Source organism: Pseudomonas sp. W4I3 (genome assembly GCF_030816195.1).
In the GTDB taxonomy this organism is placed as follows: domain Bacteria; phylum Pseudomonadota; class Gammaproteobacteria; order Pseudomonadales; family Pseudomonadaceae; genus Aquipseudomonas.
Map to the genome: position 1 here is coordinate 5,043,805 of NZ_JAUSXS010000001.1, position 24,096 is coordinate 5,067,900.

Consider the following 24,096-nt stretch of genomic DNA (forward strand, 5'->3'; position numbering starts at 1 on the left):
ATGAGCGCAAAAGTTTGGCTGGTAGGCGCAGGGCCTGGTGATCCGGAGTTGCTCACCCTCAAGGCGGTAAGGGCGCTGCATGAAGCGGATGTGGTGCTGATCGACGACCTAGTCAACCCGGCAGTGCTGGAACACTGTGGCGATGCGCGAGTGATCACCGTGGGCAAACGCGGCGGCTGTCGCTCAACGCCGCAGGACTTCATTCACCGCCTGATGCTGCGCTATGCACGCCAGGGCAAATGCGTGGTGCGGCTTAAAGGGGGTGACCCGTGCATTTTCGGCCGGGGCGGCGAGGAAGCAACGTGGCTGCGCGAGCATGGGATCGAGGTGGAGTTGGTCAATGGGATCACTTCAGGGCTGGCCGGGGCGACCAATTGCGATATCCCGTTGACGTTGCGCGGTGTGAGCCGGGGCGTGACGCTGGTCACGGCGCATACCCAGGATGACAGCAGCCTGAACTGGCGCGCACTGGCTGAAGGGGGAACGACGCTGGTGGTGTATATGGGCGTGGCCAAGCTGGAAGAGATTCGCCAACAGTTGCTGGAAGGCGGCATGGCTGCGGATATGCCGGTCGCGATGATCGAAAATGCGTCGTTGCCCGAGCAGCGCGAATGCCGCAGCGACCTCGCCTCGATGCATGAAGACGCACGGGCTTTTGCACTGAAGAGCCCGGCAATCCTGGTGATCGGCCGTGTTGCCAGCGCGACTCAGATGGCTTGCGTCACGGCGGCGGCCAGCGCCTGAGGCAAATCGCAGGCGAAAAAAAGCCCGGCCTAAGCCGGGCTTTTTTGTGAAGCTCGGCTAATTACTTAGCTTGAGCTTCAACCGCTGCTTCTACGCGACGGTTAACAGCGCGACCAGCTTCAGTTGCGTTGTCAGCAACTGGGCGGGATTCGCCGTAACCTACGGAAGTGATGCGGCTAGGAGCTACGCCATCTTTAACCAGGACTTGCTTAACAGCGTCAGCACGACGCTGGGACAGCTTCTGGTTGTAAGCGTCTGGACCTACGGAGTCAGTGTGACCAGCAACTTCTACGTTGGTGTCTGGGTACTGAGCCATGAAGTCGGCCAGGTTTTTAACGTCGCCGTAGCTGTTAGGCTTAACAACGGACTTGTCGAAGTCGAACTTAACGTCCAGCTCAACACGAACAACCTGAGCAACCGGAGCTTCTGGCTCTGGAACTGGCTCTGGAGCTGGTGCTGGGGTAGGAGCTGGAGCAGCTGCGCCAGCGTTACCGCCGAAGTTCACACCCAGGCCGACCAGTGCGGAGTAGTCCCACTTGCCGTTGTCCAGACCGTAGTCAGCTTCAACACCGGCACGAGCGTACAGGTTATTGGTGAAGTAGTACTTCACGCCGGTACCGATGGTAGCGAAAGTAGTCTGATCGCGACCGCTGTGACCGTCAGCTTGCACGTTGGTACGGCTCTGGTGGCCGAAACCGCCTTCAACGTATGGACGCAGGCTGTCAACGCCAGCTTGACCGAAGTGATATTGGGCAACCAGGCTGCCGGTATCACCTTTGATTTTCTGGCTACCAGTACCGTCGTTCGAACGGGTGTGGTTAGTCTTGTCGTAGGACAGGTTCAAGGACAGGTCGTCGGTCAAGAAGTAACCGATGCGAGCGCCAGGATTGAAGCCGTCTTCGATGTGCTTGACGCTATCGTTGTACTGCTTCTTGTAGAACAGCTCGCCTTCAACTGCGCCTTGGCCTTGTGCCAGAACGCCGAAAGAAGTAGCGGCAATAAGAGAACCAATGGCCAAGCCCAAGGTGTTTTTCAGTTTCATCCGTTAAATCCCCATCTGGTGATTGTAAAGCAGTCCCACAAACCGGGGGACAACTCGGCGACAAGTCTAACAGAACTTGCCTACACGTAAGAGATATTTGCTACGCACTAAGTTTCAGTCTCGCCCGCAAATTTCTCACGTAATTTATCAAGAGCACGTTTGTAACGCATCTTTGTAGCACTCAAGCCCATATGCATGATGTCAGCGATCTCCTGAAATTCCAATTCTGCGACGAAACGTAGCACCAGAATTTCACGGTCAATCGGGTTCACATGCACCAGCCAGCGATCGAGTCCGCCCTTTTCCTCGGGTGCCGGCGCCTTTTCTTCAGACGCTTCCTCAAGGGGGTCCAGACTCAAGGCGTCCATCAAGCGACGCTTTCGCCGTTCCTTCCGATACTGCGTGATGCACTCGTTGTACGTGATGCTGTAGAGCCAGGTCTTGAACTTCGATTTGCCCTCGAAGTTCTTGAGGCCATACAGCACCTTGAGCATCACTTCCTGACAGACATCGTCCGCATCTCTATCGTTCCCTAAATACCTTGAACAAACGTTGAACAGAGTGCGTTGATATCTGCGCATTAATTCTTCGTACGCGCGTGTTACGTGAAACAGCTCCGTGTGCGAACGCGCGACCAGCTCCTCATCAGAGAGCTCACGGGGGTCATAGCGCGTGGACAGCGTTTGGGCTTTATTCAAAACAAGTCGTGCCGGCAGTCGGGTCAATGTCCGCTGCAACCCGGTAAGCCGGGTTTGCGGCGGCGTACATTAGCAGGGTTTGCCGGATTAGCGGCTACTGACCTGCTGCTCCAGGAGAATCCGGTTCGACAGCGACACCAGCTCTCCCTCATCGGTCAGCACCGTCGTCTTGACTGTGCCGATCTCCTCGATTTGCCCTTCGACCTCGCCCACACGCACCTGTTGCCCAACCTGATACAACTCACGCACATAGATTCCCGCAAGAATCTGACCGGCAATTTCCCGGCTTCCGAGGCCCATGGCCAATGCAACGGCCAGACCAACGGTAATCAAAACGATCACGATAACGTGGTTCAGCAGGTCAGTCTTGACCTCCAACTGGCTGATCGCGACCGAAATACTGATGATGATCACCAGTCCCTGGGCAATTCGCCCCAGGCCTGCCGCATAGTCCAGCCCGACGCCTTCGGCGGCTCCGCGCACCAGGCCATTGGCCAATTGCGCGAGCAAAACACCTACCAGCAACACCAGCGCGCCGCCGAAAACCTTCGGCAAATACAGTGCCAGCATGTCGAGCGTAGCTGAAACTCGCTCAAGTCCAAGGGACTGAGCCGCAGAAACCAGAAAAATAAGTAGAACGAACCAATAGACGATCTTGCCGACCAGCGTAGAAATCGGCACTTGCAAACCCTGCGCGCCCCAGCAGCTTGGTCAGGCCGGTGCCGGCCATCAGGCGATCGAGCCCGAGTTTGGCGAGCAATTTGGACAGCAGGGTGTCGAGCAGCTTGGCCACGACAAAGCCGAGCAATACCAGGACCAGGGCACCAAACAGGTTGGGAATGAAATTCGCCACCTTGGTCCACAATGCGGTCATTGCGGTGACCAGGCTCTGGGTCCAGAGATCAAGTTCCATATTCAATCAGCCTTATCAGCAGTGCGAGCAAGAGGTTTTCTACGGGAAACCGGCGATACATGGGCCGAACCGTTGTTCAGGGCCATCATCAACGCCGGGACCCAGCGCCCGAGCAGGCCGAACAGGTCACCCGCCCCAACCTGACGGTTGGCGGTTTTCAGTACGCGGCCCAGGCAAGCGTCGTCATCACGGTTGGATGGCGAAGCATTGAGCATGTCACGCAAAGACTGTTCGAACGGATCGTGCATAGAGACCTCTCGCAAGTGATTTAAAAGACGAGGGTAAATTTCATCGGGTCACATCGACCCTTTCCTACGTTCAGCTCATATTCAGTTCAAACCCAGCGTAATCGCCGAAATAGCCACCATTGCCCCAGGGCTACCGAGACCATCAGCAGGCAGGCAATCACGAATCCGTAGGGGCTGTTGGAAAACGGTATTCCCCCCACGTTGATGCCCAGCAAGCCAGTCAGAAAACTCATCGGCAAGAAGATGCCGGTGATGATCCCGAAGCGGTACATCGTGCGGTTCATGCGTAGGCTCAGGCGCCGGTCTTCGGCCTCAAGCACAAGCCCCACGCGCTCCCGAGCCAATTCGAGTTCTTCCAGGTAACGGGTCAGGCTGTTGTGCAACTCGTTCCAATAGTCAGCGTCGTCATCACAGAACCACGCCAACTTGATGCGCGTCAGCTGCGCAAAAATATCCCGTTGCGGTGCCAGAAAACGCTTGAGCCCAGCCGCTCGACGACGGATCTGCAAGACACTGCCATGCTCAGGGGTATACCGTTCGTCGGCGTCGAGTTTTTCTTCTTCGGAATCGACGATTTCAGACAGCCCGGTGACCAGATCCTGCACTTTGTTGGTCAGGTACTGCGCCATATAAAGGATGAGTTCAGACGCGGTTCTGGGGCCTTTACCCTCAGCCAACTGCACCAGCAGCTCATCGGTGGCACGTAACGGGCGCAAACGCAGGGAGATCACACGATTGGCCGCTGCGAATATGCGTACCGAAACCATGTCTTCCGGTTCCGCGCCGGGATTGAGATTGATCCCGCGCAGAAACAGCAGCAGTTCGGCATCCGGCAACGGCAACAGCCGCGGGCGGGTATTTTCTTCCAGCAGCAGGTCGCAGGCAAATTCGCTCAAACCGCTGGATGTGCGCAGCCAGGTCTGGGTTTGCGGATGGCTGCGGTCCCAATGCAGCCACAGGCTTTCCTGGGGTTGCATCTGCAACTCGTCAAGCTCAGTCCGGGCAATCGAACGCGCACCGCCTTTACCGTCCAGCACCAGGGCATGCACCAGCCCCCATTGCGCGTTCTCTTCCTCGAACATCCTCACCCCTTTCGGCTACCGCGGTTTATTCAGGCATTTTCAATGGGCTGGGCGAGACGATTACACCGTTGTTATCGGCATACACGTACTCGCCCGGGCGGAACGTCACACCTGCAAAAGTGACCACCACGTTCAGGTCACCCAGACCGCGCTTGTCGGTTTTCATCGGGTGGGAAGCCAGGGCCTGCACACCCAGGTCGGTCTGAGCAATGACATCGACATCGCGGATGCAACCGTAGATCACCATGCCTTCCCAGCCGTTCTTCGCGGCTTTCTCGGCGATCAGGTCGCCCAGCAGCGCACGCCGCAGCGAACCCCCGCCATCGACCACTAATACCTTGCCCGCGCCCGGCTGTTCGGCTTGCTGCTTGACCAGCGAGTTATCCTCGAAGCATTTGATGGTGACGATTTCGCCGCCGAAGGAGTCTCGGCCACCGAAGTTGCTGAACATCGGCTCAACCACCTGTACCAGTTCCGGGTACGCATCGCACAGGTCGGGGGTCACGTAATGGTTCATCGAGAAACTCCTGTCGTCAAAGAAGAGGTCGAACATCCCACGGTGTACATCAGAAAACGTCTTGCTACCGGCATTGTTTAAAGGCTGGGCCAGTGGCGGCGGCCATGATCAGACTCACACCAGCGTAACGCAACAGCCGTTAAGCGACTGAATATGACCAGAAGCGCCCGAGGCGTCATATCTTAGCCGCAACCACTTCAGAGTGAAACGCCCTCTGCAGAGCGCCTCGCTAAACTTCAGCGACCGCCTCAGGCCGAGTGCCGAACAAAGGTGTCAGCGGGTCTTTCAACCAACGTTCCACCAATGGCCACACTTGAGCCTGTGCGGCTTTGCTGACCAGCATTTGTACATGTCCGAAGTCATCGGTAAACCCCTGCCGACGCCCCAGGCACAGGTACTGGCGGTGCTCGCTGCCGACTTGCTCGAACAACTTGCGACACGCCCAGTCCGGGTCTTGCTGATCGCCCGCCGCGCTGACCGCCAATAATGGCACGTCGACTTCTGCCAGACCTTTCCACCAATCGCACTCGGCATCGCCAAAGCGGCCGAACAGGCCATTCCAACGCATCGCTTCGATCATCACACCGGCCGGCTCGTCCTCGGGGCCACGCTTGAAGCGTGGGCCGGACAGCTGACCTAGGCGCTTGAGAATAAATCGACCGCCCCACTCCACCGGTGGCAGTTTCAACGGCCAATGGGTGCGGCTGACCTGACATCCGAACAGCGCCACCGACGCCACTGACTGCGCGTTCAGATGTCGCCCACCCAGCGCTGCAGCCAGCGTCGTGGCGCCAAGGGAATGGCCGATCCAATGCGCAACCTGTCCGCTTTGCTCACGGACAAACGCGCCAATGGCTGGTAAATCGTAGCGTGCGTAATGGGCGACACGGTTGCGGGCGTAGTCATGGTTGCGCTTGGACAAGCCATGACCGCGCATTTCCGGGATCCAGACATCAAATCCCCGGCGTGCCAGGTGAGCCCCCAGCCCGATGCCCTTGGGCGAATACCAAAAGCGTCGATTGGAAAAACTGCCGTGCAGGAAAATAACCGGCGTGCCCCGGTTTTCCGGGCCATCGGCCAGGCCCAGCCGGGTAACCGCCAACTCGACGGTGCCGTCGGGGCTGTTACCGGGTTTGAGGCGGTACACATCTTCACTCAGGTCGCCACGACGTTCAGCGCTGATCAGGGCGACAGGAAACAGGTTGCTGCTGCTTTGCATAAGGTTCTTGCACAAAAAAGGGCGGCGTCCGGTAGGAGTTCCGCCCTGTACAGATAAGAATGCCGGTCACCCTCAAGGAGTGACCGGCACTTTTGACGTAGCGACGTTAAGCCGACGCTTGGCCTTCGGCGAGGAAGAACCAGGTTTCAAGCACGGAATCGGGGTTCAGCGAAACGCTTTCGATACCCTGCTCCATCAGCCATTTAGCCAGGTCCGGGTGATCGGAAGGGCCTTGGCCACAGATACCGATGTACTTGCCGGCCTTGTTGCAGGCCTGGATGGCGTTGGCCAGCAGTTTCTTGACCGCAGGATTTCGCTCGTCGAACAGGTGGGCAATGATCCCGGAGTCGCGGTCCAGGCCCAAGGTCAACTGGGTCAGGTCGTTGGAGCCGATGGAGAAACCATCGAAGAATTCCAGGAACTCTTCGGCCAGGATGGCGTTGGACGGCAATTCACACATCATGATGACCCGCAGGCCGTTCTCGCCGCGCGTCAAACCGTTTTCAGCGAGCAGGTCGACGACCTGGCTCGCCTCACCCAGGGTACGCACGAACGGCACCATGATTTCGACGTTGGTCAGCCCCATCTCGTTGCGCACGCGCTTGAGGGCGCGGCATTCGAGTTCGAAGCAATCACGGAACGCTTCGCTGATGTAACGCGAGGCGCCACGGAAACCCAGCATCGGGTTCTCTTCTTCCGGCTCGTAGAGCTTGCCGCCGATCAGGTTGGCGTATTCATTGGACTTGAAGTCCGACAGCCGCACGATGACCTTTTTCGGGTAGAACGCTGCCGCCAGGGTGCTGATGCCTTCCACCAGCTTCTCGACATAGAAGCCCACCGGGTCGTTGTAGCCGGCGATGCGCTTGTCGACGCTTTCCTTGATGTCCAGCGGCAGGCCGTCGTAATTCAACAGGGCCTTGGGGTGCACGCCGATCATGCGATTGATGATGAATTCCAGGCGGGCCAGGCCCACACCAGCGTTCGGCAACTGCGCGAAGTCGAACGCGCGGTCCGGGTTGCCGACGTTCATCATGATCTTGAACGGCAGGTCCGGCATGGCGTCGATGGAGTTCTGCTTGATGTCGAAGCCCAGCTCGCCTTCGAAGATGAACCCGGTGTCGCCTTCGGCGCAGGAAACGGTCACACCCTGGCCGTCTTTCAACAACTGCGTGGCGTTGCCGCAACCGACGACCGCCGGAATCCCCAGCTCACGGGCGATGATCGCCGCGTGGCACGTACGCCCGCCACGGTTGGTAACGATGGCGCTGGCGCGCTTCATCACCGGTTCCCAGTCCGGGTCGGTCATGTCGGAAACCAGCACGTCACCTGGCTGGACTTTGTCCATTTCGGACACGTCCTTGATGATGCGTACCTTGCCCGCGCCGATGCGCTGGCCGATGGCCCGGCCTTCCACCAGCACAGTGCCGGTTTCCTTGAGCAGGTAACGCTCCATGACGTTGGCCGAGGTGCGGCTCTTCACGGTTTCGGGGCGGGCCTGCACGATGTACAGCTTGCCGTCGTCACCGTCCTTGGCCCACTCGATGTCCATCGGGCACTTGTAGTGCTTCTCGATGATCATCGCTTGTTTGGCCAATTCGCTGACTTCAGCGTCGGTCAGGCAGAAACGCGCGCGTTCGGCCTTGTCGACCTCAACGGTCTTGACGGAACGACCGGCCTTGGCCTCGTCACCGTAGATCATCTTGATTGCCTTGCTGCCCAGGTTACGGCGCAGGATGGCCGGGCGGCCGGCTTCAAGGGTGTGCTTGTGCACGTAGAACTCATCCGGGTTCACCGCGCCTTGTACGACGGTTTCGCCCAGGCCGTAGGCGCCAGTGATAAACACCACGTCACGAAAGCCCGATTCGGTATCGAGGGTGAACATCACGCCGGCGGTGCCGGTTTCCGAACGCACCATGCGCTGCACACCGGCAGACAAGGCCACCAGCTTGTGGTCGAAACCCTGGTGCACACGGTAGGAAATGGCGCGATCGTTGAACAGCGAGGCAAACACTTCCTTGGCCGCGCGGATCACGTTTTCCACGCCGCGGATATTAAGGAAGGTCTCTTGTTGGCCGGCGAAAGAGGCATCCGGCAAGTCTTCGGCGGTGGCCGAGGAGCGCACGGCGACGGCCATATCCGGGTTACCGGCGGACAACGTGGCGAAGGCGGTGCGGATTTCTTCGTTGAGCTTCTCGGGGAACTCGGCTTCCATGATCCATTGACGGATCTGGGCACCGGTCCGGGCCAGGGCATTGACGTCATCGACGTCCAGGGCGTCCAGCGCGGCGTGGATCTGGGCGTTGAGGCCGCTCAGCTCGAGGAAGTCGCGGTAAGCCTGGGCCGTGGTGGCAAAACCACCCGGCACCGAAACACCAGCGCCTGCAAGATTACTGATCATCTCGCCGAGGGATGCGTTCTTGCCCCCCACATGCTCTACATCATGGACGCCGAGCTTATCGAGGGAAACTACGTACTCTACCAAGGTGATCTCTCCACTTTCTGTGTTGGAAAAGCTCAGGACGCGGGTTGCTCAGTAGGAGCAAACGCCAGCGCTTGTGGCCTGGACCTGGAAAATAAGTGAGAATGCGGCCCACTGCGGGACGGCAAAATCGCGCCTATCATATCCAAGATTCGCCATCAGCTTAAGGCCCAGGGCTCAAATGAAACGATCTGCTTTCTTTATTTCCGATGGCACCGGCATCACGGCCGAAACACTGGGCCAGAGCCTGCTCGCGCAGTTCGAAAACATTACCTTCGCCAAATTCACGCGGCCTTATATAGACAGCGTGGATAAAGCGCGGGCCATGGTACAACAAATCAATCTGGCGGCTGAAAAAGACGGTTTTCGGCCGATCATTTTCGACACCATCGTCAATCAGGATATCCGTGAGATTCTCGCGACGTCGAATGGTTTCATGATCGACATTTTCTCGACCTTCCTGGCGCCATTGGAACAGGAGCTGAGCGAACATTCCTCTTACTCCGTCGGAAAGTCCCACTCCATTGGTCATAACTCCAACTACATGGAGCGTATCGAGGCGGTGAACTTCGCCCTCGACAACGATGACGGCGCCCGCACGCACTACTACGACAAGGCCGACCTGATCCTGGTCGGCGTGTCGCGCTGCGGCAAGACGCCGACCTGTCTGTACATGGCCATGCAATTCGGTATCCGCGCGGCCAACTACCCGTTGACCGAAGACGACATGGAACACCTGACGCTGCCAGCCGCCCTGCGCGCGCATTCGCACAAGCTGTTCGGCCTGACCATTGACCCGGACCGGCTCACTGCGATCCGCAATGAACGCAAGCCCAACAGCCGTTATTCCAGTTACGCCCAGTGCGAGTTCGAAGTGCGCGAAGTGGAAAACCTGTTCCGTCGCGAGAATATTGCGCACATCAATTCCACGCATTTTTCGGTGGAAGAGATTTCGGCGAAGATTCTGGTGGAGAAAGGCGTGGAACGGCGTTTCAAATAGCCTGTGGGAGGCGTGTGCCAGCCAGCTAAGGCTCTTTGTAGGAGCGAGCTTGCTCGCGAAAAACTCAGGGGCCCTGCGTTTATTCAGAAAATGAACGCGTTGCCTGGACGTTTTTCGCGAGCAAGCTAGCTCCTACAGTGGGCCACTTTTCCCACAGGATGGCCGGTATACGTCCAGGCCTACAGCTGGAACCTGCCGCCACCCTGCCCCAACGCCGTCGCCAGCGCATCGAAGCCTTCACGCAACAGTTGGTCATCCCCCGAGGTATTGCAGATACTCGCCCGGATAAACTGCGGCACCGCCGTCTGCCCCACGGCAAACGCCTCGGCGGTGGCGATCAGGTAATTGTTCTGCTTGAGTTCCGCCTCGATTTCCGACGCGCGCCAGGGTTCAGGCACCTCGATCCAGAAGTGTGGGCTATTGAGGTGGGTACGGTAGGCTAGGCCTGTCAGTAAGCCTTGGACCAATGCCTTGCGCCGGCTGATCTCGTTGATCTGCTGGCGCAGCAGGTATTCCGCGGTGCCGTTCTCGATCCACTGGGTCGCCAACTCAAGGGTCACCGGGGTGGCCATCCAGCAGGTCGAGCGCAGCGCCGCCGAGATCCGACTGACCAGCGCCGGCGGTGCATGCACATAACCGACCCGCAGCCCAGCCGACACCGCTTTGCTCAGGCTGCTGATCAAAATCGTGCGCTCGGGCGCAAAGGCGCTCAGCGGTGGCGGGCGGTCTTCTACCAACACGCCGTGGGCTTCATCCTCAAGGATCAGCAGATTGTGCTCGCGACAGACTTTGACCAAGGCCTCCCGACGCGCCACCGATAACACCGCCGTCGTAGGGTTCTGGATAGTCGGCGTGCAGTACAGCGCCGAAATCCGGTGATTTCGACAGACTTCATCCAGCGCGCCCGGCAGCACACCTTCTTCATCCATCTCCAAACCGATCAACCGCACACCCAGCATGCGCGCGGCGGTGATCAGCCCTGGGTAAGTCAACTGTTCGGTGACCACCGTGTCGCCGGCGCGCAGCAACGCCATCATCGCGCAGAGCAAGCCGTGCTGGCCGCCATTGACGCAGATGACCTGCTCGGGAATCGGATGGAAGTCGCGCTGCACCAGCCATTGCGCACCGGCCTCACGGTAGCGCGGCAGACCGGCATCCGGGGTGTAGGCGCTGATGTCCTGAAGGAATTTGCTATTGGTCGACAGGGTCTGGAAGCTTTGGGCAAGGAACACCGTTTCCTGCCCCGGGATATGCATATTGCGGCTCATATCGAAGTACTGGCGTGGCTCCTCGCTGAAATTGCGAAAGCCTTCATCACGCTGGCGCTCCATCCCACGCTTGCGCACGAAGGTGCCGTCACCCACACGCGCCACCACCAACCCTAGCCGCTCCAGCTCACCGTAGGCGCGGCTGATGGTGCCGATAGTGACACCCAGATTGTCGGAAAGCACCCGATGGGGCGGCAGTTTTCTTCCCGGTTCAATCGTGCCTTCGAGGATGCCCCTTTCCATGACATCGGACAGACGCTTGTACTTCACGCCCTGACCGTTGGACAACCCCTCACGCATAATTGACACCATGTCAATATTTGTTTTGACAGTCATCATTCGCCCTAATAGTGTGCTTTTGCGGGTTCAATCACCGGATTGAATCACTTATAACAAGTTCAATATAGAGTTCAATTCCGGCTCAGGGAAGCAATAAACGATGCCAATGTCCGCCGTTCTTGAAAACAGCGCAAAAACCAAAACCCAGAAACAGTGGCTGGCCGGTTTGATCACCAGCCTCATGTTCCTGATCGTGTGCCTGAGCTGGGGCACGACCTGGCTGGGTATCAAGATCGCAGTGGAAAGCGTGCCGCCATTGACCTCCGCCGGCCTGCGCTTTCTGATCGCGTTCCCCTTGTTTCTGTGTTTTGCCCTGGTGCGCCGCGAGCCGATCCTGTTTCCACGGGAAAGCCGCTGGTTCTTCGTGTTCGTGACCCTGTCCTATTTCAGCGTTCCCTACTACTTGCTCAATTACGGCGAAATGCACGTCTCGTCAGGCCTGACCGCCCTGCTCTTCAGTTGCATGCCGGTGTTCATCCTGATCTTCTCCGCGCTGTTTCTGCGCGAGCGCATCTACTTCTCCCAGGTGGTCGGCATCGGTATCGGGTTCGGCAGCCTCTACATGATCATCAAGAGCCAGGGACTGCACCTGGACCACGCCGAGTTCTTCGGCGTATTGGCGATTCTGACCGCTGCGATCATGCACGCGCTGTGCTACGTGATTACCAAGCAAAAAGGCAGCGCCATCAGTGTTATCACCTACAACACCCTGCCCATCGGCATTGCCGGGCTGATGCTGTTCGTGGCCGGCCTGTGGTTTGAGACCCCGACGTTCGACGACATCACCCTGCGCTCCTGGAGCGCGCTGTTCTACCTCGGGCTGGTGGCCTCGGTGGGCGGTTTCATCGTGTATTTCATGCTGCTCAAGCGCCTGAGCCCGATCATTCTCTCCTTCGTGTTCATCATCTTTCCGGTGTTCGCGGTCATCATCGGTGCCTGGTACGAAGGCGTGGAAATCTCTCGCGACCTGATGCTGTACTCGGCAATCCTGCTGGCCGGTTTTGCAATCACCAAGTTGCCGATCGAAAAACTGCTGGCCAAGAAAAATTGACCCTCAACCGACGCGAGAGAAACATGGAAGTGCTCCGCCCCCAAGCACTGGAACAGATCTATGCCCACGCCAGCCGCAGCTATCCCGAAGAATGCTGTGGCTTCGTCTTCGCCGACGGCAGTGTGTACCTGGGCTGCAATATCCAGAACGAGTTGCACCGCAAGAACCCGGACATGTACCCGCGCAGCGCGGCCAGCGGCTACACCTTTTCCGTCGCTGATACCTTGCTGATGAACAAAGCCTTTCGCAGCGACAACCCGGTGGTGGTGATCTACCACTCCCACCCGGATGTCGGTGCCTATTTCAGTGATGAAGACCAGGACAAGGCGCTGTTCCTGGGCGAGCCGATCCACCCCGTCAGCTACCTGGTGGTCGATGTTCGCCAAGGCCAGGCCTTGGGGTCAAAGCTGTTTGCCTGGGATGGCAAGCATTTTGCCCTTCAACCTTTCAACGACCTGCACACGGAGTTGTCCATGAACGCTGTCTCTTTCCCCGACATTCTGGTTCGCGTGGCCAAGCTACCGGAATCGACCCTCGAGGGCGCCGGATCGACATTGCGCGAAGTCATTGAAAACCTCTGCGACAGTCACCCACAGTTGCGCCCGCATCTGTTTCACGAGAAGAACAACCAGCTCAAGGAACACTTCCTCTTCACCGCCGAGGAAGAGCTGATTGACCCCGATGACTCACTGCCCAAAGAAGCCAGGATCGAAGTGCTGCTGGCCACCTCCGGCGGCATCGACGTCGATACCCTGAGCAACGAAGAAGTGCAACGCTACGTCCGCCATATCACCCTGCCCGGCGTCGGCCGTGAAGGCCAATTGAACCTGAAAAAAGCCAAGGTGCTGATCATCGGCACGGGTGGCTTGGGCTCGCCCATCAGTCTATACCTGGCGGCGGCCGGTATCGGCACCCTGGGGCTGGTGGATTTCGACGTGGTGGAGAGCAGCAACCTGCAACGTCAGATCGTCCACGGCAACAGCACCCTGGGCATGCCCAAGGTGGAGTCGGCCAAGCAGCGCCTGCAGGACCTCAACCGCCACATCCAGATCAACGCACACGACACCGCGCTCAATGCCGACAACGCCTTGGAACTGGTGGGCGCCTATGACCTGGTGATCGACGGCACGGACAATTTCGATACCCGCTACCTGGTCAACGACGCCTGCGTGCAATTGGGCAAACCGCTGGTGTACGGCGCCATCTACCGCTTCGACGGGCAGATCAGCGTGCTCAACTATAAAGGTGGGCCGTGCTATCGCTGCCTGTTCCCCAAGGCCCCACCCGCAGAGCTGGCACCCAACTGCAGCGCCGGCGGGGTCATCGGCGTGTTACCGGGCGTGGTCGGGATGATCCAGGCGACCGAGGCGATCAAGTTGCTCATCGGCATCGGCGAACCCTTGTCCGGCCGCTTGATGCGCTTCGATGCACTGGCCATGAAATTCAGCGAGATCCGCTTCAAGCGCCGCGCCGACTGCCCGTGCTGCTCGGAACAGCGCCGCAGCGAACCCGCAGCGCCGACGGTATGCGCCGATGCCGTGCCGAGCCAGCCATCCCTGGGCGAAGAGCGCTACATCAAGCCGCGCGTGCTCAAGCAAGTGATCGACAGCCACCGCAGCGCCGACGTGTTGCTCGATGTGCGCGACGCCAGTGAACTGGAAGTGTGCAAATTGCCGGGCGTGGTGCACATCCCCCTGGCCGAGCTGGATGAGCAGCTCGACAGACTGAGCCGCGACAACACCCATTACCTGATCTGCTATGCCGGCACGCGTGCCGAGCAGGCTGCCAGCACCCTGCTGGCGGCGGGCTTTGCCAACACCAAAGTCCTGCAGGGCGGCATGAAACACTGGGTGCGCGACGTCGAACCCGACATGCCGCTGTACTGAGCGGGGGCCGACTGATGCTGCATAACTCCATTCTTGACGTGATCGGCCAGACCCCGATCGTACGGCTGGCGCAGTTTTCCGAAGACCTCGGCATCGAGGTCTACGCCAAGCTGGAATCCCTCAACCCGGGCGGCAGCCACAAGGCGCGCATCGCCCTGGGCATGATCCTCGACGCCGAGCGCCGTGGCGTGCTGATGCGCGACTCCGGGCAAACCATCATCGAGCCCAGCGGTGGCAATACCGGCATCGGCCTGGTGATGGCTGGCAACGTGCTCGGCTACAAGGTGGTGCTGGTGATTCCGGACAACTACAGCCCCGAAAAACAGAAGCTGCTGCGCCTGTACGGCGCCAGGGTTGTACTGTCGGACAGCCGCCTCGGTAACAATTCCCACGGCGAAAAATGCATGGAGCTGCAGTTGGAAAACCCCAACTACGTGATGCTCAACCAGCAACGCAATGGCGCCAACCCGCAAACCCACCGCGACACCACCGCACCGGAAATCATCCGCGCCTTTGGTGAGCGGCGGGTGGACTACTTTGTCAGCGGCATCGGCACCGGTGGGCATATCACCGGTATCGGCGAAACCCTCAAGACCGCCTGGCCGGCGATCCGTGTGATGGGCGTGGAGCCGGAGGAATGCGACCTGCTCAAGGACCAGCACGCCTCGCACGCCATCCAGGGCCTGTCGATCGGCCTGATCCCGAGCATTCTCAACGTGGACGTACTGGACGGCATGCTCAAGGTGTCGCACTCGGCGTGCCTGGACATGATCAAACGCATCATGCGCACCGACGCCATCAGCCTGGGGCTGTCCTCGGCCGCCAATATGGTCGCGATCGCCCAACTCGCCCCGCAACTGCCGCCCGAAACGGTGGTGTTGACCATGGTCTACGACAATGCCGACAGCTACCTGCCCAGTTTCGAATAACCGGTTACCCAACCAACCAGAATGCGGGGGTGCCTCCATGGGAGGCTTTATCGACATGCAACAGTTGCACGATGAGTTGCTGACCCACCTCATCCAAACCCTGACACCTGCGCAGATGAAGCAGCTGGAACCGCACCTGGCGCCGCTGATCCAGAACACTGCTCAAGCGGTGGCCGAGGACTTGATCGCCTACGCCTATCGCGACCCGGCGTCGCGCGGGCGCGGCGAGTTGATCCTGGAGTCCTACGCGTCGTTCAAGGCGGTGTTGTTCTACCGGCTGGCGCACCAGGTGTGGAATTTCCCGGAGCCCGCCCACGGGGTATTTACCCGCATGGCCTTGCAGCTCAGCAACCAGGGCAAGATCCTTTCCGGCGCCGAGATTCACCCGGCGGCGCGCATCGGCCGCCGCTTTGTGCTGGACCATGGCTACGGCACGGTCATCGGCGAAACCTGCGAGATCGGCAACGATTGCTACATTCTCTGCGGCGTGACCCTCGGCGCTCGCGGCATCGCCAACAACCCGGACGGCAAGCGCCATCCACGCCTGGGCAACAATGTCGAAGTCGGCTCCGGCGCGCGGGTGCTGGGTTATGTGCAGATCGGTGACAACGTGTTTATCAGCCCCTCCTGCGTGATTACCCAGGACGTGCCGGCCGGCACCAAGGTCAAGGTGGTCAACCAGATCCAGCTGCAGAAAAACAATGAGTCGGATCACAGCAACTACCTCGGCGCGTTCGCCCTGGATGAGCGCCTGCATGTGGTCGGCGAGGTCGATGCCGGCCATAAGGTCACGGTGCTGGACGCCGATTTTCATCCGTTGCCAGGGCTGTTGCTCGAACCCACGGTGAAAGAGCGTCATCACCTGCAATTTCGCCTGCGCCGCCTCGACGTCGGCGAACAACTTCCGCGCCTGCCGCTGAACCTGAAAGTCTGCGGGCCGGAGTTCGAAATCACCCTGCTCTCTCCCCCTGGCTTGAGTGCAATGGTGCGTCACCTGTTGCAAGCCAGCCCACTGATCGTTGGAGGTTGAACATGTCCGTGCATACCATGGAAACCCTGGCGCTGTTCGACAGCGCGCCTTATCAAAACGCCTTCAGCGCCCGGGTGATTGCCGTCAGCGAGCACGGCGTGGCCCTGGAGCACACGCTGTTCTACCCCACCGGCGGCGGGCAACCGGGTGACACCGGCCACCTCACCCTGGCCGATGGAACCCGCGTGGCGGTCACCGGCACCGTGCGCGACCCGGCGCTGCGCTCGATCATTTGGCACCAGGTGGAACATTGCCCGGCGCAACTGACTGCCGGTGTCCAGGTAGACGCCGGCCTGGACTGGGAGCGCCGCTACCAGCACATGAAGATGCACACCTGCCTGCATTTGCTGTGTTCTATCATCGACGCGCCCGTCACAGGCTGCAGCATCAGCGCGGACAAGGGCCGCCTGGACTTCGACCTGCCGGAAATGACCCTGGACAAAGACAGCATCACCCGCGACCTCAACGCCCTGATCGAACAGGCTCACGTCGTGCAGACGCTGTCGATGCCGGCCACGGAATACTCGACCCTGCTGCAGATCACCCGCACCCAGGCCGTTGCGCCGCCGATCATCCAGGGTTCGGTACGGGTGATCGACATTCCGGGCATCGACATCCAGCCGTGCGGGGGTACCCACGTGCTCAATACCGAGGAAATCGGCCGGGTGTTCTGCGAGAAGATCGAAAAGAAGAGCAAACACAACCGCAGGGTAATCCTCAGGTTCGAGTCATAACTGAGCCTGACTCGACAGTTGCAACAATGCAAAACCAATGTGGGAGGGGGCTTGCTCCCGATAGCGGTGGATCAGCCAATGAACCTGTTGACTGTCATTCTGCTATCGGGAGCAAGCCCCCTCCCACATTGGGTTGTGTGGTGTTTTTCAGATCATGAACAGGTCCATGAACCGGTTGACTGGCGTCGCTTCCAGCCGTGCCTGATCCTTGCACAGCGCGAAAATCTCGGCGCAGCGCTGTGCGGGGAAGCGTGTCGCCAGGTGCGCCTTGAACTTGTCTTCTAGCAGGGGAATCCCGTCCGCCCGGCGACGACGATGACCAATCGGGTACTCCACCGCGACCTGCTCGGTGCAGGTGCCGTCAGTGAAGAACACCTGCACCGCATTGGCGATGGAGCGCTTGTCGGCCTCCAGGTATTCACGGCTGTACCGCGGGTCTTCAACGATGACCATTTTTTCGCGCAGCTCATCGATGATCGGATGGGCCGCGTGGAATTCGTCTTCATAGTGCTCAGCCACCAAGTCGCCGAACGCCAACGGCACGGCGGTCATGTATTGCAGGCAATGGTCACGGTCGGCGGCGTTGGCCAATGGGCCGACCTTGGAAATGATGCGAATCGCCGACTCGTGGGTGGTGATCACGATGCGCTCGATGGCATGCAGGCGTTGCTTGACCAGCGGGTGCAAGGTGACCGCCGCTTCACAGGCAGTCTGCGCGTGGAATTCGGCGGGGAAGCTGATCTTGAACAGCACGTTTTCCATCACGTAGGTGCCGTAGGGCTGGGACAGGCTGAACCTGCGTTGCTCTTCTGACTTGAGCGCCAGGTCCTTGTTGGTGTGGCTGAACAACACGTCGTAGAAGCCCCACTGTGGCGCGCTCAGCACGCCGGGGATGCCCATCTCGCCGCGCAATGCAATATCCGCCAGGCGCACCCCGCGACTCGATGCATCGCCCGCCGCCCAGGATTTACGCGAACCGGCGTTCGGCGCGTGGCGGTAAGTGCGCAATGCCTGCCCGTCGACAAACGCATGGGATAACGCCGCGAGCAGTTGCTCACGGTTGGCGCCCATCAGCTTGGCGGTGACCGCCGTGGAGGCGACTTTCACCAGCAGCACATGGTCGAGGCCGACGCGGTTGAAGGCGTTTTCCAGGGCAATCACGCCCTGGATCTCGTGGGCCATGATCATGGCTTCCAGCACCGCACGTACCGTCAGCGGTGCGTCGCCATTGGCCACGCGCTTTTGCGACAGGTGATCGGCCACCGCGAGGATGCCACCCAGGTTGTCCGAGGGATGGCCCCACTCAGCCGCGAGCCAGGTGTCGTTGTAGTCGAGCCAACGCACGATGCAGCCGATGTCCCAGGCGGACTTGACCGGGTCCAGCCGCAACGCAGTGCCCGGCACCCTCGCCCCGAACGGCACCACGGTGCCTTCGACGAGCGGCCCCAGGTGCTTGGTGCACTCGGGAAAGCGCAAAGCCAGCAGACCGCACCCAAGCGTGTCCATCAGGCAATTGCGGGCGGTATCCAGGGCGGCCTCGGATTCGATCCGGTAGGTGAGGACGTAATCGGCAATGTCCTGCAGGACCTGATCGTAGTCGGGGCGGTTGTTCTGGTCGACGTTGGCGCTCATGGCAGTTCTCCACAGATAGGTTGGGGTCAGTCCTCGGGCTTACGGTTATTGAAGGCAGATCTTGGATGCCTGCCTTGAAAGGGATCCCTTGTGAGAGGGGGCAAGCCCCCTCCCAGATTAGATTGGGGTTGGCTTTAGAAGGCGTCGCCGGGAACGCGTACGTAGCCTTCCATCAACACCCGCGCACTGCGGCTCATGATGGCTTTTTTCACCACCCACTCACCGTTCACTTGAGTCGCTTCGGCGCCGACGCGCAAGGTGCCCGACGGGTGCCCGAAGCGCACGGCACTGCGCTCCACACCGCCTGCCGCCAGGTTGACCAGCGTTCCGGAAATCGCCGCCGCCGTGCCAATCGCCACCGCCGCCGTGCCCATCATTGCGTGGTGCAGTTTGCCCATGGACAACGCCCGCACCAGCAAATCCACATCGCCGGCCTTGATCGCCTTGCCGCTGGACGCCACGTAGTCCGCAGGCTTGGCCACAAACGCCAGCTTCGGCGTGTGCTGGCGCTGGGCTGCTTCGTCCAGGTGCTTGATCAGGCCCATGCGCAACGCGCCATAGGCACGCACGGTCTCGAACATCGCCAGGGCCTTTGGGTCGCTGTTGATCGCGCCCTGCAGTTCGGTGCCGGTGTAGCCCAGGTCCTGGGCATTGATGAAAATCGTCGGAATACCGGCATTGATCAGGGTGGCCTGAAAGGTGCCGACACCCGGCACGTCCAGCTCGTCGATCAGGTTGCCAGTGGGAAACATCGAACCCCCACCGCCCTCTTCTTCCGCCGCCGGGTCGATGAATTCAAGCTGCACTTCGGCGGCGGGAAAGGTCACGCCATCCAGTTCGAAATCACCGGTTTCCTGCACCGCCCCGTCAGTGATGGGCACATGGGCGATGATGGTCTTGCCGATATTGGCTTGCCATATGCGCACCACGGCCACGCCGTTGTGAGGCACGCGGCCTGGGTCGACCAGGCCGGCGCTGATGGCGAACGAACCGACCGCCGCCGAGAGGTTGCCGCAGTTGCCGCTCCAGTCGACAAAGGGTTGGTCGATGGAGACTTGCCCAAACAGATAGTCCACGTCGTGGTCGGCGCGCGTGCTCTTGGCCAGGATCACGGTTTTGCTGGTGCTGGAGGTGGCACCGCCCATGCCGTCGATTTGCTTGTCATACGGGTCGGGGCTGCCGATCACCCGCAGCAGCAGGGCATCGCGGGCGGCGCCCGGCACCTGCGCCGACAGCGGCAGGTCCTGGAGGCTGAAGAAAACACCCTTGCTGGTACCGCCACGCATATAGGTGGCGGGGATCTTGATTTGCGCTACGTGTGCCATGGTTGTCCCTCAGGCGGTTGCCGCCGATTCCAGGAAGTCTTGGGCAAAGCGCTGCAACACGCCGCCCGCCTCGTAGATCGACACTTCTTCAGCGGTGTCCAGGCGGCAGGTCACTGGCACTTCGACACGCTCGCCATTCTTGCGGTTGATCACCAGGGTCAATTGCGCGCGCGGCGTGCGTTCGCCGACCACGTCGTAGGTTTCGCTGCCGTCGATCTTGAGCGTATGGCGGTCAGTGCCGGGCAAGAACTCCAGCGGCAGCACGCCCATGCCGACCAAATTGGTGCGGTGGATACGCTCGAAGCCTTCGGCGGCAATCGCTTCCACCCCGGCCAGGCGTACGCCCTTGGCCGCCCAGTCGCGGGACGAGCCTTGGCCGTAGTCGGCGCCGGCGATGATGATCAGCGGCTGCTTGCGTTCCATATAGGTTTCGATGGCTTCCCACATCCGCATGACCTTGCCTTCCGGCTCGATACGCGCCAGGGAGCCCTGCTTGACCTTGCCGTTTTCCTGGACCATTTCATTGAACAGTTTCGGGTTGGCGAAGGTGGCGCGCTGCGCGGTCAGATGGTCGCCCCGGTGAGTTGCGTAGGAGTTGAAGTCGACTTCCGGCAGGCCCATTTTCGCCAGGTACTCGCCGGCGGCGCTATCGAGCATGATCGCGTTGGACGGCGACAGGTGGTCGGTGGTGATGTTGTCCGGCAGCACCGCGAGCGGGCGCATGCCCTTGAGCGGACGTGCACCGGCCAATGCGCCTTCCCAATACGGCGGGCGGCGAATATAGGTGCTTTGCGGGCGCCAGTCGTACAGCGGGGTGACTTTGGGGCCGGTGTCTTCGTGAATCGCGAACATCGGAATATAGACAGCGCGGAACTGCTCAGGCTTGACCGAGGCCTTGACCACTGCGTCGATCTCTTCGTCGCTCGGCCAGATGTCCTGCAGGCGAATTTCCTTGCCGTCGGCGTCGAGCCCGAGCACGTCTTTCTCGATATCGAAACGAATGGTGCCCGCGATCGCATAGGCCACGACCAGCGGCGGCGAGGCGAGGAAGGCCTGCTTGGCATACGGATGGATACGCCCGTCAAAGTTGCGGTTGCCCGACAGCACGGCGGTCGCGTATAGGTCGCGGTCGATGATTTCCTGCTGGATCACCGGGTCGAGCGCGCCGGACATGCCGTTGCAGGTGGTGCAGGCGAAAGCCACCACGCCGAAACCGAGTTGTTCCAGCTCATGCCCCAGGCCCGCTTCTTCAAGGTACATGGCCACGGTTTTCGAACCCGGCGCCAGGGACGACTTGACCCACGGCTTGCGCGTCAGCCCCAGCCTGTTGGCGTTACGCGCCAGCAGGCCTGCGGCGATCACGTTGCGTGGGTTGCTGGTGTTGGTGCAACTGGTGATGGCCGCGATGATCACCGCGCCGTCGGGCATTTGCCCCGGTACGTCATCCCACTGGCCGCTGATGCCTTTGGCTGCCAGGTCACGGGTGGCGACACGGGCGTGCGGGTTGCTCGGGCCCGCCATGTTGCGCACCACGCTGGACAGGTCGAACCTGAGGCCGCGCTCGTACTGCGCACCCTTAAGGTCATCCGCCCACAGACCGGTGTGGCGTGCGTATTGCTCCACCAGCGCAACCTGCTCTTCTTCGCGACCGGTGAGTTTCAGGTAGGCAATTGTCTGTTGGTCGATGTAGAACATCGCTGCGGTGGCGCCGTATTCCGGGGCCATGTTCGAGATGGTGGCACGGTCGCCCAGGGTCAGTGCCGAAGCACCTTCACCGAAGAACTCCAGCCACGCGCCGACGACTTTCTGTTGGCGCAGGAACTCGGTCAGCGCCAGCACCATATCGGTGGCGGTGATGCCCGGCTGCAGCTTGCCGGTCAGCTCCACGCCGACGCTTTCCGGCAGGCGCATCCACGAGGCACGGCCGAGCATCACGCTTTCGGCTTCAAGGCCACCGACGCCGATGGCGATCACCCCCAGGGCATCCACATGCGGGGTGTGGCTGTCGGTGCCGACGCAGGTATCCGGGAAGGCCACACCGTCGCGCACCTGGATCACCGGCGACATTTTCTCAAGGTTGATCTGGTGCATGATGCCGTTGCCGGGCGGGATCACGTCGACGTTCTTGAAAGCTTTTTTGGTCCATTCGATAAAGTGGAAGCGATCTTCGTTGCGGCGGTCTTCAATGGCGCGGTTCTTCTCGAACGCATCCGGGTCGAAACCACCGGCTTCGACGGCCAGGGAGTGGTCGACGATCAACTGGGTCGGCACCACCGGGTTGACCTGCGCCGGGTCACCGCCTTGCAGGGCGATGGCATCGCGCAGACCGGCGAGGTCCACCAGGGCGGTCTGGCCGAGAATGTCATGGCATACCACGCGGGCCGGGAACCAGGGGAAATCGAGGTCACGCTTGCGTTCGATCAGCTGGCTCAGGGACGCGTTGAGAGTGGCCGGGTCGCAGCGACGCACCAGGTTCTCCGCGAGTACGCGGGAGGTATACGGCAAGGTGGCGTAGGCACCGGGGGTGATTGCCTCGACAGCCGCGCGGGCGTCGAAGTAATCCAGGCGGCTGCCGGGCAGCGGTTTGCGAAATTCAGTGTTCATCGTCAGGACTCGGTCACGGTGGTTACAAAAGGAAGGCCTGCGCCGGTCGGAAAATTGAAATGCAATCCAAAATGTGGGAGGGGGCTTGCCCCCGATGGCGGTGTATCAGTCGACACATGTGTTGCATGACACACTGCCATCGGGGGCAAGCCCCCTCCCACACTTTGATCGCATTCCAATCCCGGGTCCGTGGGCCCTCTCATTCAGCGACGTTCGATTGGCACGAACTTGCGCTGCTCTACGCCGACGTACTCGGCACTTGGACGGATGATGCGGTTGTTGGCGCGCTGCTCGAACACGTGCGCGGCCCAGCCGGTGAGCCGCGAACAGACGAAGATCGGCGTGAACAGCTTGGTCGGGATGCCCATGAAGTGGTACGCCGAGGCATGGTAGAAGTCGGCGTTGGGGAACAGCTTCTTCTGCTCCCACATGGTCTTGTCGATGGCTTCGGAAACCGCGAACAACACGGTGTCGCCCACTTCGTCGGCGAGTTGTTTCGACCAGCCCTTGATCACTTCATTACGAGGATCGCTGTCTTTGTAGATCGCGTGACCGAAGCCCATGATCTTGTCCTTGCGCGCCAGCATGCCGAGGGTGCCTTCGACGGCTTCTTCGGCCGAACCGAAACGTTCGATCATCTCCATCGCCGCCTCATTCGCGCCACCGTGCAGCGGCCCGCGCAGGGAACCGATGGCTGCGGTGACGCAGGAATACAGGTCGGACAGGGTCGAAGCGCAAACCCGTGCGGTAAAGGTCGAGGCGTTGAATTCGTGCTCGGCGTAGAGAATCAGCGACACGTTCATCACTTTGACGTGCAGCTCGCTCGGCTTCTTGCCGTGCAGCAGGTGCAGAAAGTGTCCGCCGATGCTGGGCTCGTCGGTGACGCAGTCGATGCGTTTGCCCTCGTGGCTGAAGCGGTACCAGTAGCACATGATCGCCGGGAAGGCGGCAAGCAGGCGGTCGGTGACGTCACGCTGCACGCTGAAGTTTTTTTCCGGCTCGATATTGCCCAGGAACGAGCAACCGGTGCGCATCACGTCCATCGGGTGGGCGTCGGCGGGGATGCGCTCGAGCACTTCTTTCAAGGCTTGCGGCAAGTCGCGCAGCTTGCTCAGCCTGGCGCTATAGGCAGCCAGTTCGGCCTGGGTCGGCAGTTCGCCGTACAGCAGCAGGTAAGCGACTTCTTCAAAGTGCGCATCGGCGGCCAGTTCACGTACGTCGTAGCCACGATAGGTCAAGCCGGCACCGGCCTGGCCCACGGTCGACAGTGCGGTCTGCCCGGCTACCTGGCCACGCAGGCCGGCACCACTCAATACTTTTGCTTCAGCCATGGTTCTTCTCCAATTTTGTAGTTAT

The 24,096-nt window shown here is 60.3% G+C and carries 19 protein-coding genes and 1 pseudogene; 7 read left to right on the forward strand and 13 right to left on the reverse strand.

Annotated features, from left to right (window positions below):
• On the forward strand, nucleotides 1-744 hold the full coding sequence (cobA, locus tag QF045_RS22805) for a uroporphyrinogen-III C-methyltransferase (RefSeq protein WP_306494140.1): 744 nt from the start codon (nucleotides 1-3) through the stop codon (nucleotides 742-744).
• Between the two features lie 61 nt (nucleotides 745-805).
• Here cobA and QF045_RS22810 read toward each other — a convergent pair whose 3' ends face one another.
• From QF045_RS22810 to ppsA, 8 genes and pseudogenes are all read right to left on the reverse strand, one after another.
• Nucleotides 806-1,786 carry an OmpA family protein gene (locus tag QF045_RS22810; protein WP_065892340.1) on the reverse strand — a complete coding sequence of 327 codons (981 nt, stop codon included), beginning with the start codon at nucleotides 1,784-1,786 and terminating at the stop codon, nucleotides 806-808.
• A gap of 107 nt (nucleotides 1,787-1,893) precedes the next feature.
• Complete coding sequence (sigX, locus tag QF045_RS22815) at nucleotides 1,894-2,484, reverse strand: RNA polymerase sigma factor SigX (RefSeq protein ID WP_003193286.1); 591 nt, start codon at nucleotides 2,482-2,484, stop codon at nucleotides 1,894-1,896.
• 87 nt (nucleotides 2,485-2,571) lie between these two features.
• A pseudogene (locus QF045_RS22820) lies at nucleotides 2,572-3,397 on the reverse strand (mechanosensitive ion channel domain-containing protein).
• A 2-nt stretch (nucleotides 3,398-3,399) separates the two neighbouring features.
• A complete protein-coding gene (locus tag QF045_RS22825; RefSeq protein WP_025854229.1) occupies nucleotides 3,400-3,645 on the reverse strand; it encodes a hypothetical protein in 246 nt (81 codons plus the stop codon).
• A gap of 86 nt (nucleotides 3,646-3,731) precedes the next feature.
• The gene (locus QF045_RS22830; protein ID WP_306494141.1) at nucleotides 3,732-4,727 is read right to left on the reverse strand and encodes a zinc transporter ZntB; all 996 of its coding nucleotides are present in this window, start codon (nucleotides 4,725-4,727) and stop codon (nucleotides 3,732-3,734) included.
• 25 nt (nucleotides 4,728-4,752) lie between these two features.
• Entirely contained in the window at nucleotides 4,753-5,244 is a 492-nt protein-coding gene (rraA, locus tag QF045_RS22835) for a ribonuclease E activity regulator RraA (RefSeq protein WP_306494142.1), read from the reverse strand.
• A gap of 229 nt (nucleotides 5,245-5,473) precedes the next feature.
• Nucleotides 5,474-6,463, reverse strand: coding sequence for an alpha/beta fold hydrolase (locus QF045_RS22840; protein WP_306494143.1), 990 nt, complete (start codon nucleotides 6,461-6,463; stop codon nucleotides 5,474-5,476).
• A gap of 106 nt (nucleotides 6,464-6,569) precedes the next feature.
• Nucleotides 6,570-8,945 carry a phosphoenolpyruvate synthase gene (ppsA, locus tag QF045_RS22845; protein ID WP_306494144.1) on the reverse strand — a complete coding sequence of 792 codons (2,376 nt, stop codon included), beginning with the start codon at nucleotides 8,943-8,945 and terminating at the stop codon, nucleotides 6,570-6,572.
• Between the two features lie 178 nt (nucleotides 8,946-9,123).
• Between ppsA and QF045_RS22850 the strand changes: the two genes are divergently transcribed.
• Nucleotides 9,124-9,942: a pyruvate, water dikinase regulatory protein gene (locus tag QF045_RS22850; protein WP_003193298.1), complete on the forward strand. Its 819-nt coding sequence runs from the start codon at nucleotides 9,124-9,126 to the stop codon at nucleotides 9,940-9,942.
• A gap of 179 nt (nucleotides 9,943-10,121) precedes the next feature.
• Here QF045_RS22850 and QF045_RS22855 read toward each other — a convergent pair whose 3' ends face one another.
• Nucleotides 10,122-11,546 carry a PLP-dependent aminotransferase family protein gene (locus QF045_RS22855; protein WP_306494145.1) on the reverse strand — a complete coding sequence of 475 codons (1,425 nt, stop codon included), beginning with the start codon at nucleotides 11,544-11,546 and terminating at the stop codon, nucleotides 10,122-10,124.
• Between the two features lie 184 nt (nucleotides 11,547-11,730).
• Here QF045_RS22855 and QF045_RS22860 point away from each other — a divergent pair, with 184 nt between their 5' ends.
• The 5 genes from QF045_RS22860 to QF045_RS22880 are packed head-to-tail and all read left to right on the forward strand — an operon-like array spanning nucleotide 11,731 to nucleotide 17,179.
• A complete protein-coding gene (locus QF045_RS22860) occupies nucleotides 11,731-12,600 on the forward strand; it encodes a DMT family transporter (RefSeq protein WP_373424494.1) in 870 nt (289 codons plus the stop codon).
• A gap of 23 nt (nucleotides 12,601-12,623) precedes the next feature.
• Complete coding sequence (gene moeB, locus QF045_RS22865; RefSeq protein WP_306494147.1) at nucleotides 12,624-14,486, forward strand: molybdopterin-synthase adenylyltransferase MoeB; 1,863 nt, start codon at nucleotides 12,624-12,626, stop codon at nucleotides 14,484-14,486.
• A 14-nt stretch (nucleotides 14,487-14,500) separates the two neighbouring features.
• Nucleotides 14,501-15,415 (forward strand): PLP-dependent cysteine synthase family protein, encoded by a 915-nt coding sequence (locus QF045_RS22870; RefSeq protein WP_306494149.1) that lies wholly within the window; start codon nucleotides 14,501-14,503, stop codon nucleotides 15,413-15,415.
• A gap of 37 nt (nucleotides 15,416-15,452) precedes the next feature.
• Nucleotides 15,453-16,445: a serine O-acetyltransferase gene (locus QF045_RS22875; protein WP_306494151.1), complete on the forward strand. Its 993-nt coding sequence runs from the start codon at nucleotides 15,453-15,455 to the stop codon at nucleotides 16,443-16,445.
• A gap of 2 nt (nucleotides 16,446-16,447) precedes the next feature.
• On the forward strand, nucleotides 16,448-17,179 hold the full coding sequence (locus QF045_RS22880) for an alanyl-tRNA editing protein (protein ID WP_306494152.1): 732 nt from the start codon (nucleotides 16,448-16,450) through the stop codon (nucleotides 17,177-17,179).
• A 147-nt stretch (nucleotides 17,180-17,326) separates the two neighbouring features.
• Here QF045_RS22880 and prpD read toward each other — a convergent pair whose 3' ends face one another.
• The 4 genes from prpD to prpC all read right to left on the reverse strand — a co-directional run bounded on the left by prpD (nucleotide 17,327) and on the right by prpC (nucleotide 24,071).
• Nucleotides 17,327-18,811, reverse strand: a complete 1,485-nt coding sequence (prpD, locus tag QF045_RS22885; RefSeq protein ID WP_306494153.1) for a 2-methylcitrate dehydratase — start codon at nucleotides 18,809-18,811, stop codon at nucleotides 17,327-17,329.
• 134 nt (nucleotides 18,812-18,945) lie between these two features.
• Complete coding sequence (gene prpF / locus QF045_RS22890) at nucleotides 18,946-20,136, reverse strand: 2-methylaconitate cis-trans isomerase PrpF (protein ID WP_306494154.1); 1,191 nt, start codon at nucleotides 20,134-20,136, stop codon at nucleotides 18,946-18,948.
• Between the two features lie 9 nt (nucleotides 20,137-20,145).
• Nucleotides 20,146-22,740: a Fe/S-dependent 2-methylisocitrate dehydratase AcnD gene (acnD, locus tag QF045_RS22895; protein WP_306494155.1), complete on the reverse strand. Its 2,595-nt coding sequence runs from the start codon at nucleotides 22,738-22,740 to the stop codon at nucleotides 20,146-20,148.
• A gap of 203 nt (nucleotides 22,741-22,943) precedes the next feature.
• Complete coding sequence (gene prpC, locus QF045_RS22900) at nucleotides 22,944-24,071, reverse strand: 2-methylcitrate synthase (RefSeq protein ID WP_306494156.1); 1,128 nt, start codon at nucleotides 24,069-24,071, stop codon at nucleotides 22,944-22,946.
• Nucleotides 24,072-24,096: the final 25 nt, after the last annotated feature.

Coding starts and splice junctions, on each gene's coding strand:
- acnD (WP_306494155.1), bottom strand. CDS start 22,740: ATGAACACTGAATTTCGCAAACCGCTGCCCGGCAGCCGCCTGGATTAC.
- QF045_RS22810 (WP_065892340.1), bottom strand. CDS start 1,786: ATGAAACTGAAAAACACCTTGGGCTTGGCCATTGGTTCTCTTATTGCC.
- QF045_RS22875 (WP_306494151.1), top strand. CDS start 15,453: ATGGGAGGCTTTATCGACATGCAACAGTTGCACGATGAGTTGCTGACC.
- QF045_RS22850 (WP_003193298.1), top strand. CDS start 9,124: ATGAAACGATCTGCTTTCTTTATTTCCGATGGCACCGGCATCACGGCC.
- QF045_RS22855 (WP_306494145.1), bottom strand. CDS start 11,546: ATGACTGTCAAAACAAATATTGACATGGTGTCAATTATGCGTGAGGGG.
- prpF (WP_306494154.1), bottom strand. CDS start 20,136: ATGGCACACGTAGCGCAAATCAAGATCCCCGCCACCTATATGCGTGGC.
- QF045_RS22830 (WP_306494141.1), bottom strand. CDS start 4,727: ATGTTCGAGGAAGAGAACGCGCAATGGGGGCTGGTGCATGCCCTGGTG.
- QF045_RS22825 (WP_025854229.1), bottom strand. CDS start 3,645: ATGCACGATCCGTTCGAACAGTCTTTGCGTGACATGCTCAATGCTTCG.
- moeB (WP_306494147.1), top strand. CDS start 12,624: ATGGAAGTGCTCCGCCCCCAAGCACTGGAACAGATCTATGCCCACGCC.
- QF045_RS22840 (WP_306494143.1), bottom strand. CDS start 6,463: ATGCAAAGCAGCAGCAACCTGTTTCCTGTCGCCCTGATCAGCGCTGAA.
- QF045_RS22880 (WP_306494152.1), top strand. CDS start 16,448: ATGTCCGTGCATACCATGGAAACCCTGGCGCTGTTCGACAGCGCGCCT.
- prpC (WP_306494156.1), bottom strand. CDS start 24,071: ATGGCTGAAGCAAAAGTATTGAGTGGTGCCGGCCTGCGTGGCCAGGTA.
- rraA (WP_306494142.1), bottom strand. CDS start 5,244: ATGAACCATTACGTGACCCCCGACCTGTGCGATGCGTACCCGGAACTG.
- cobA (WP_306494140.1), top strand. CDS start 1: ATGAGCGCAAAAGTTTGGCTGGTAGGCGCAGGGCCTGGTGATCCGGAG.
- prpD (WP_306494153.1), bottom strand. CDS start 18,811: ATGAGCGCCAACGTCGACCAGAACAACCGCCCCGACTACGATCAGGTC.
- QF045_RS22870 (WP_306494149.1), top strand. CDS start 14,501: ATGCTGCATAACTCCATTCTTGACGTGATCGGCCAGACCCCGATCGTA.
- QF045_RS22860 (WP_373424494.1), top strand. CDS start 11,731: ATGTTCCTGATCGTGTGCCTGAGCTGGGGCACGACCTGGCTGGGTATC.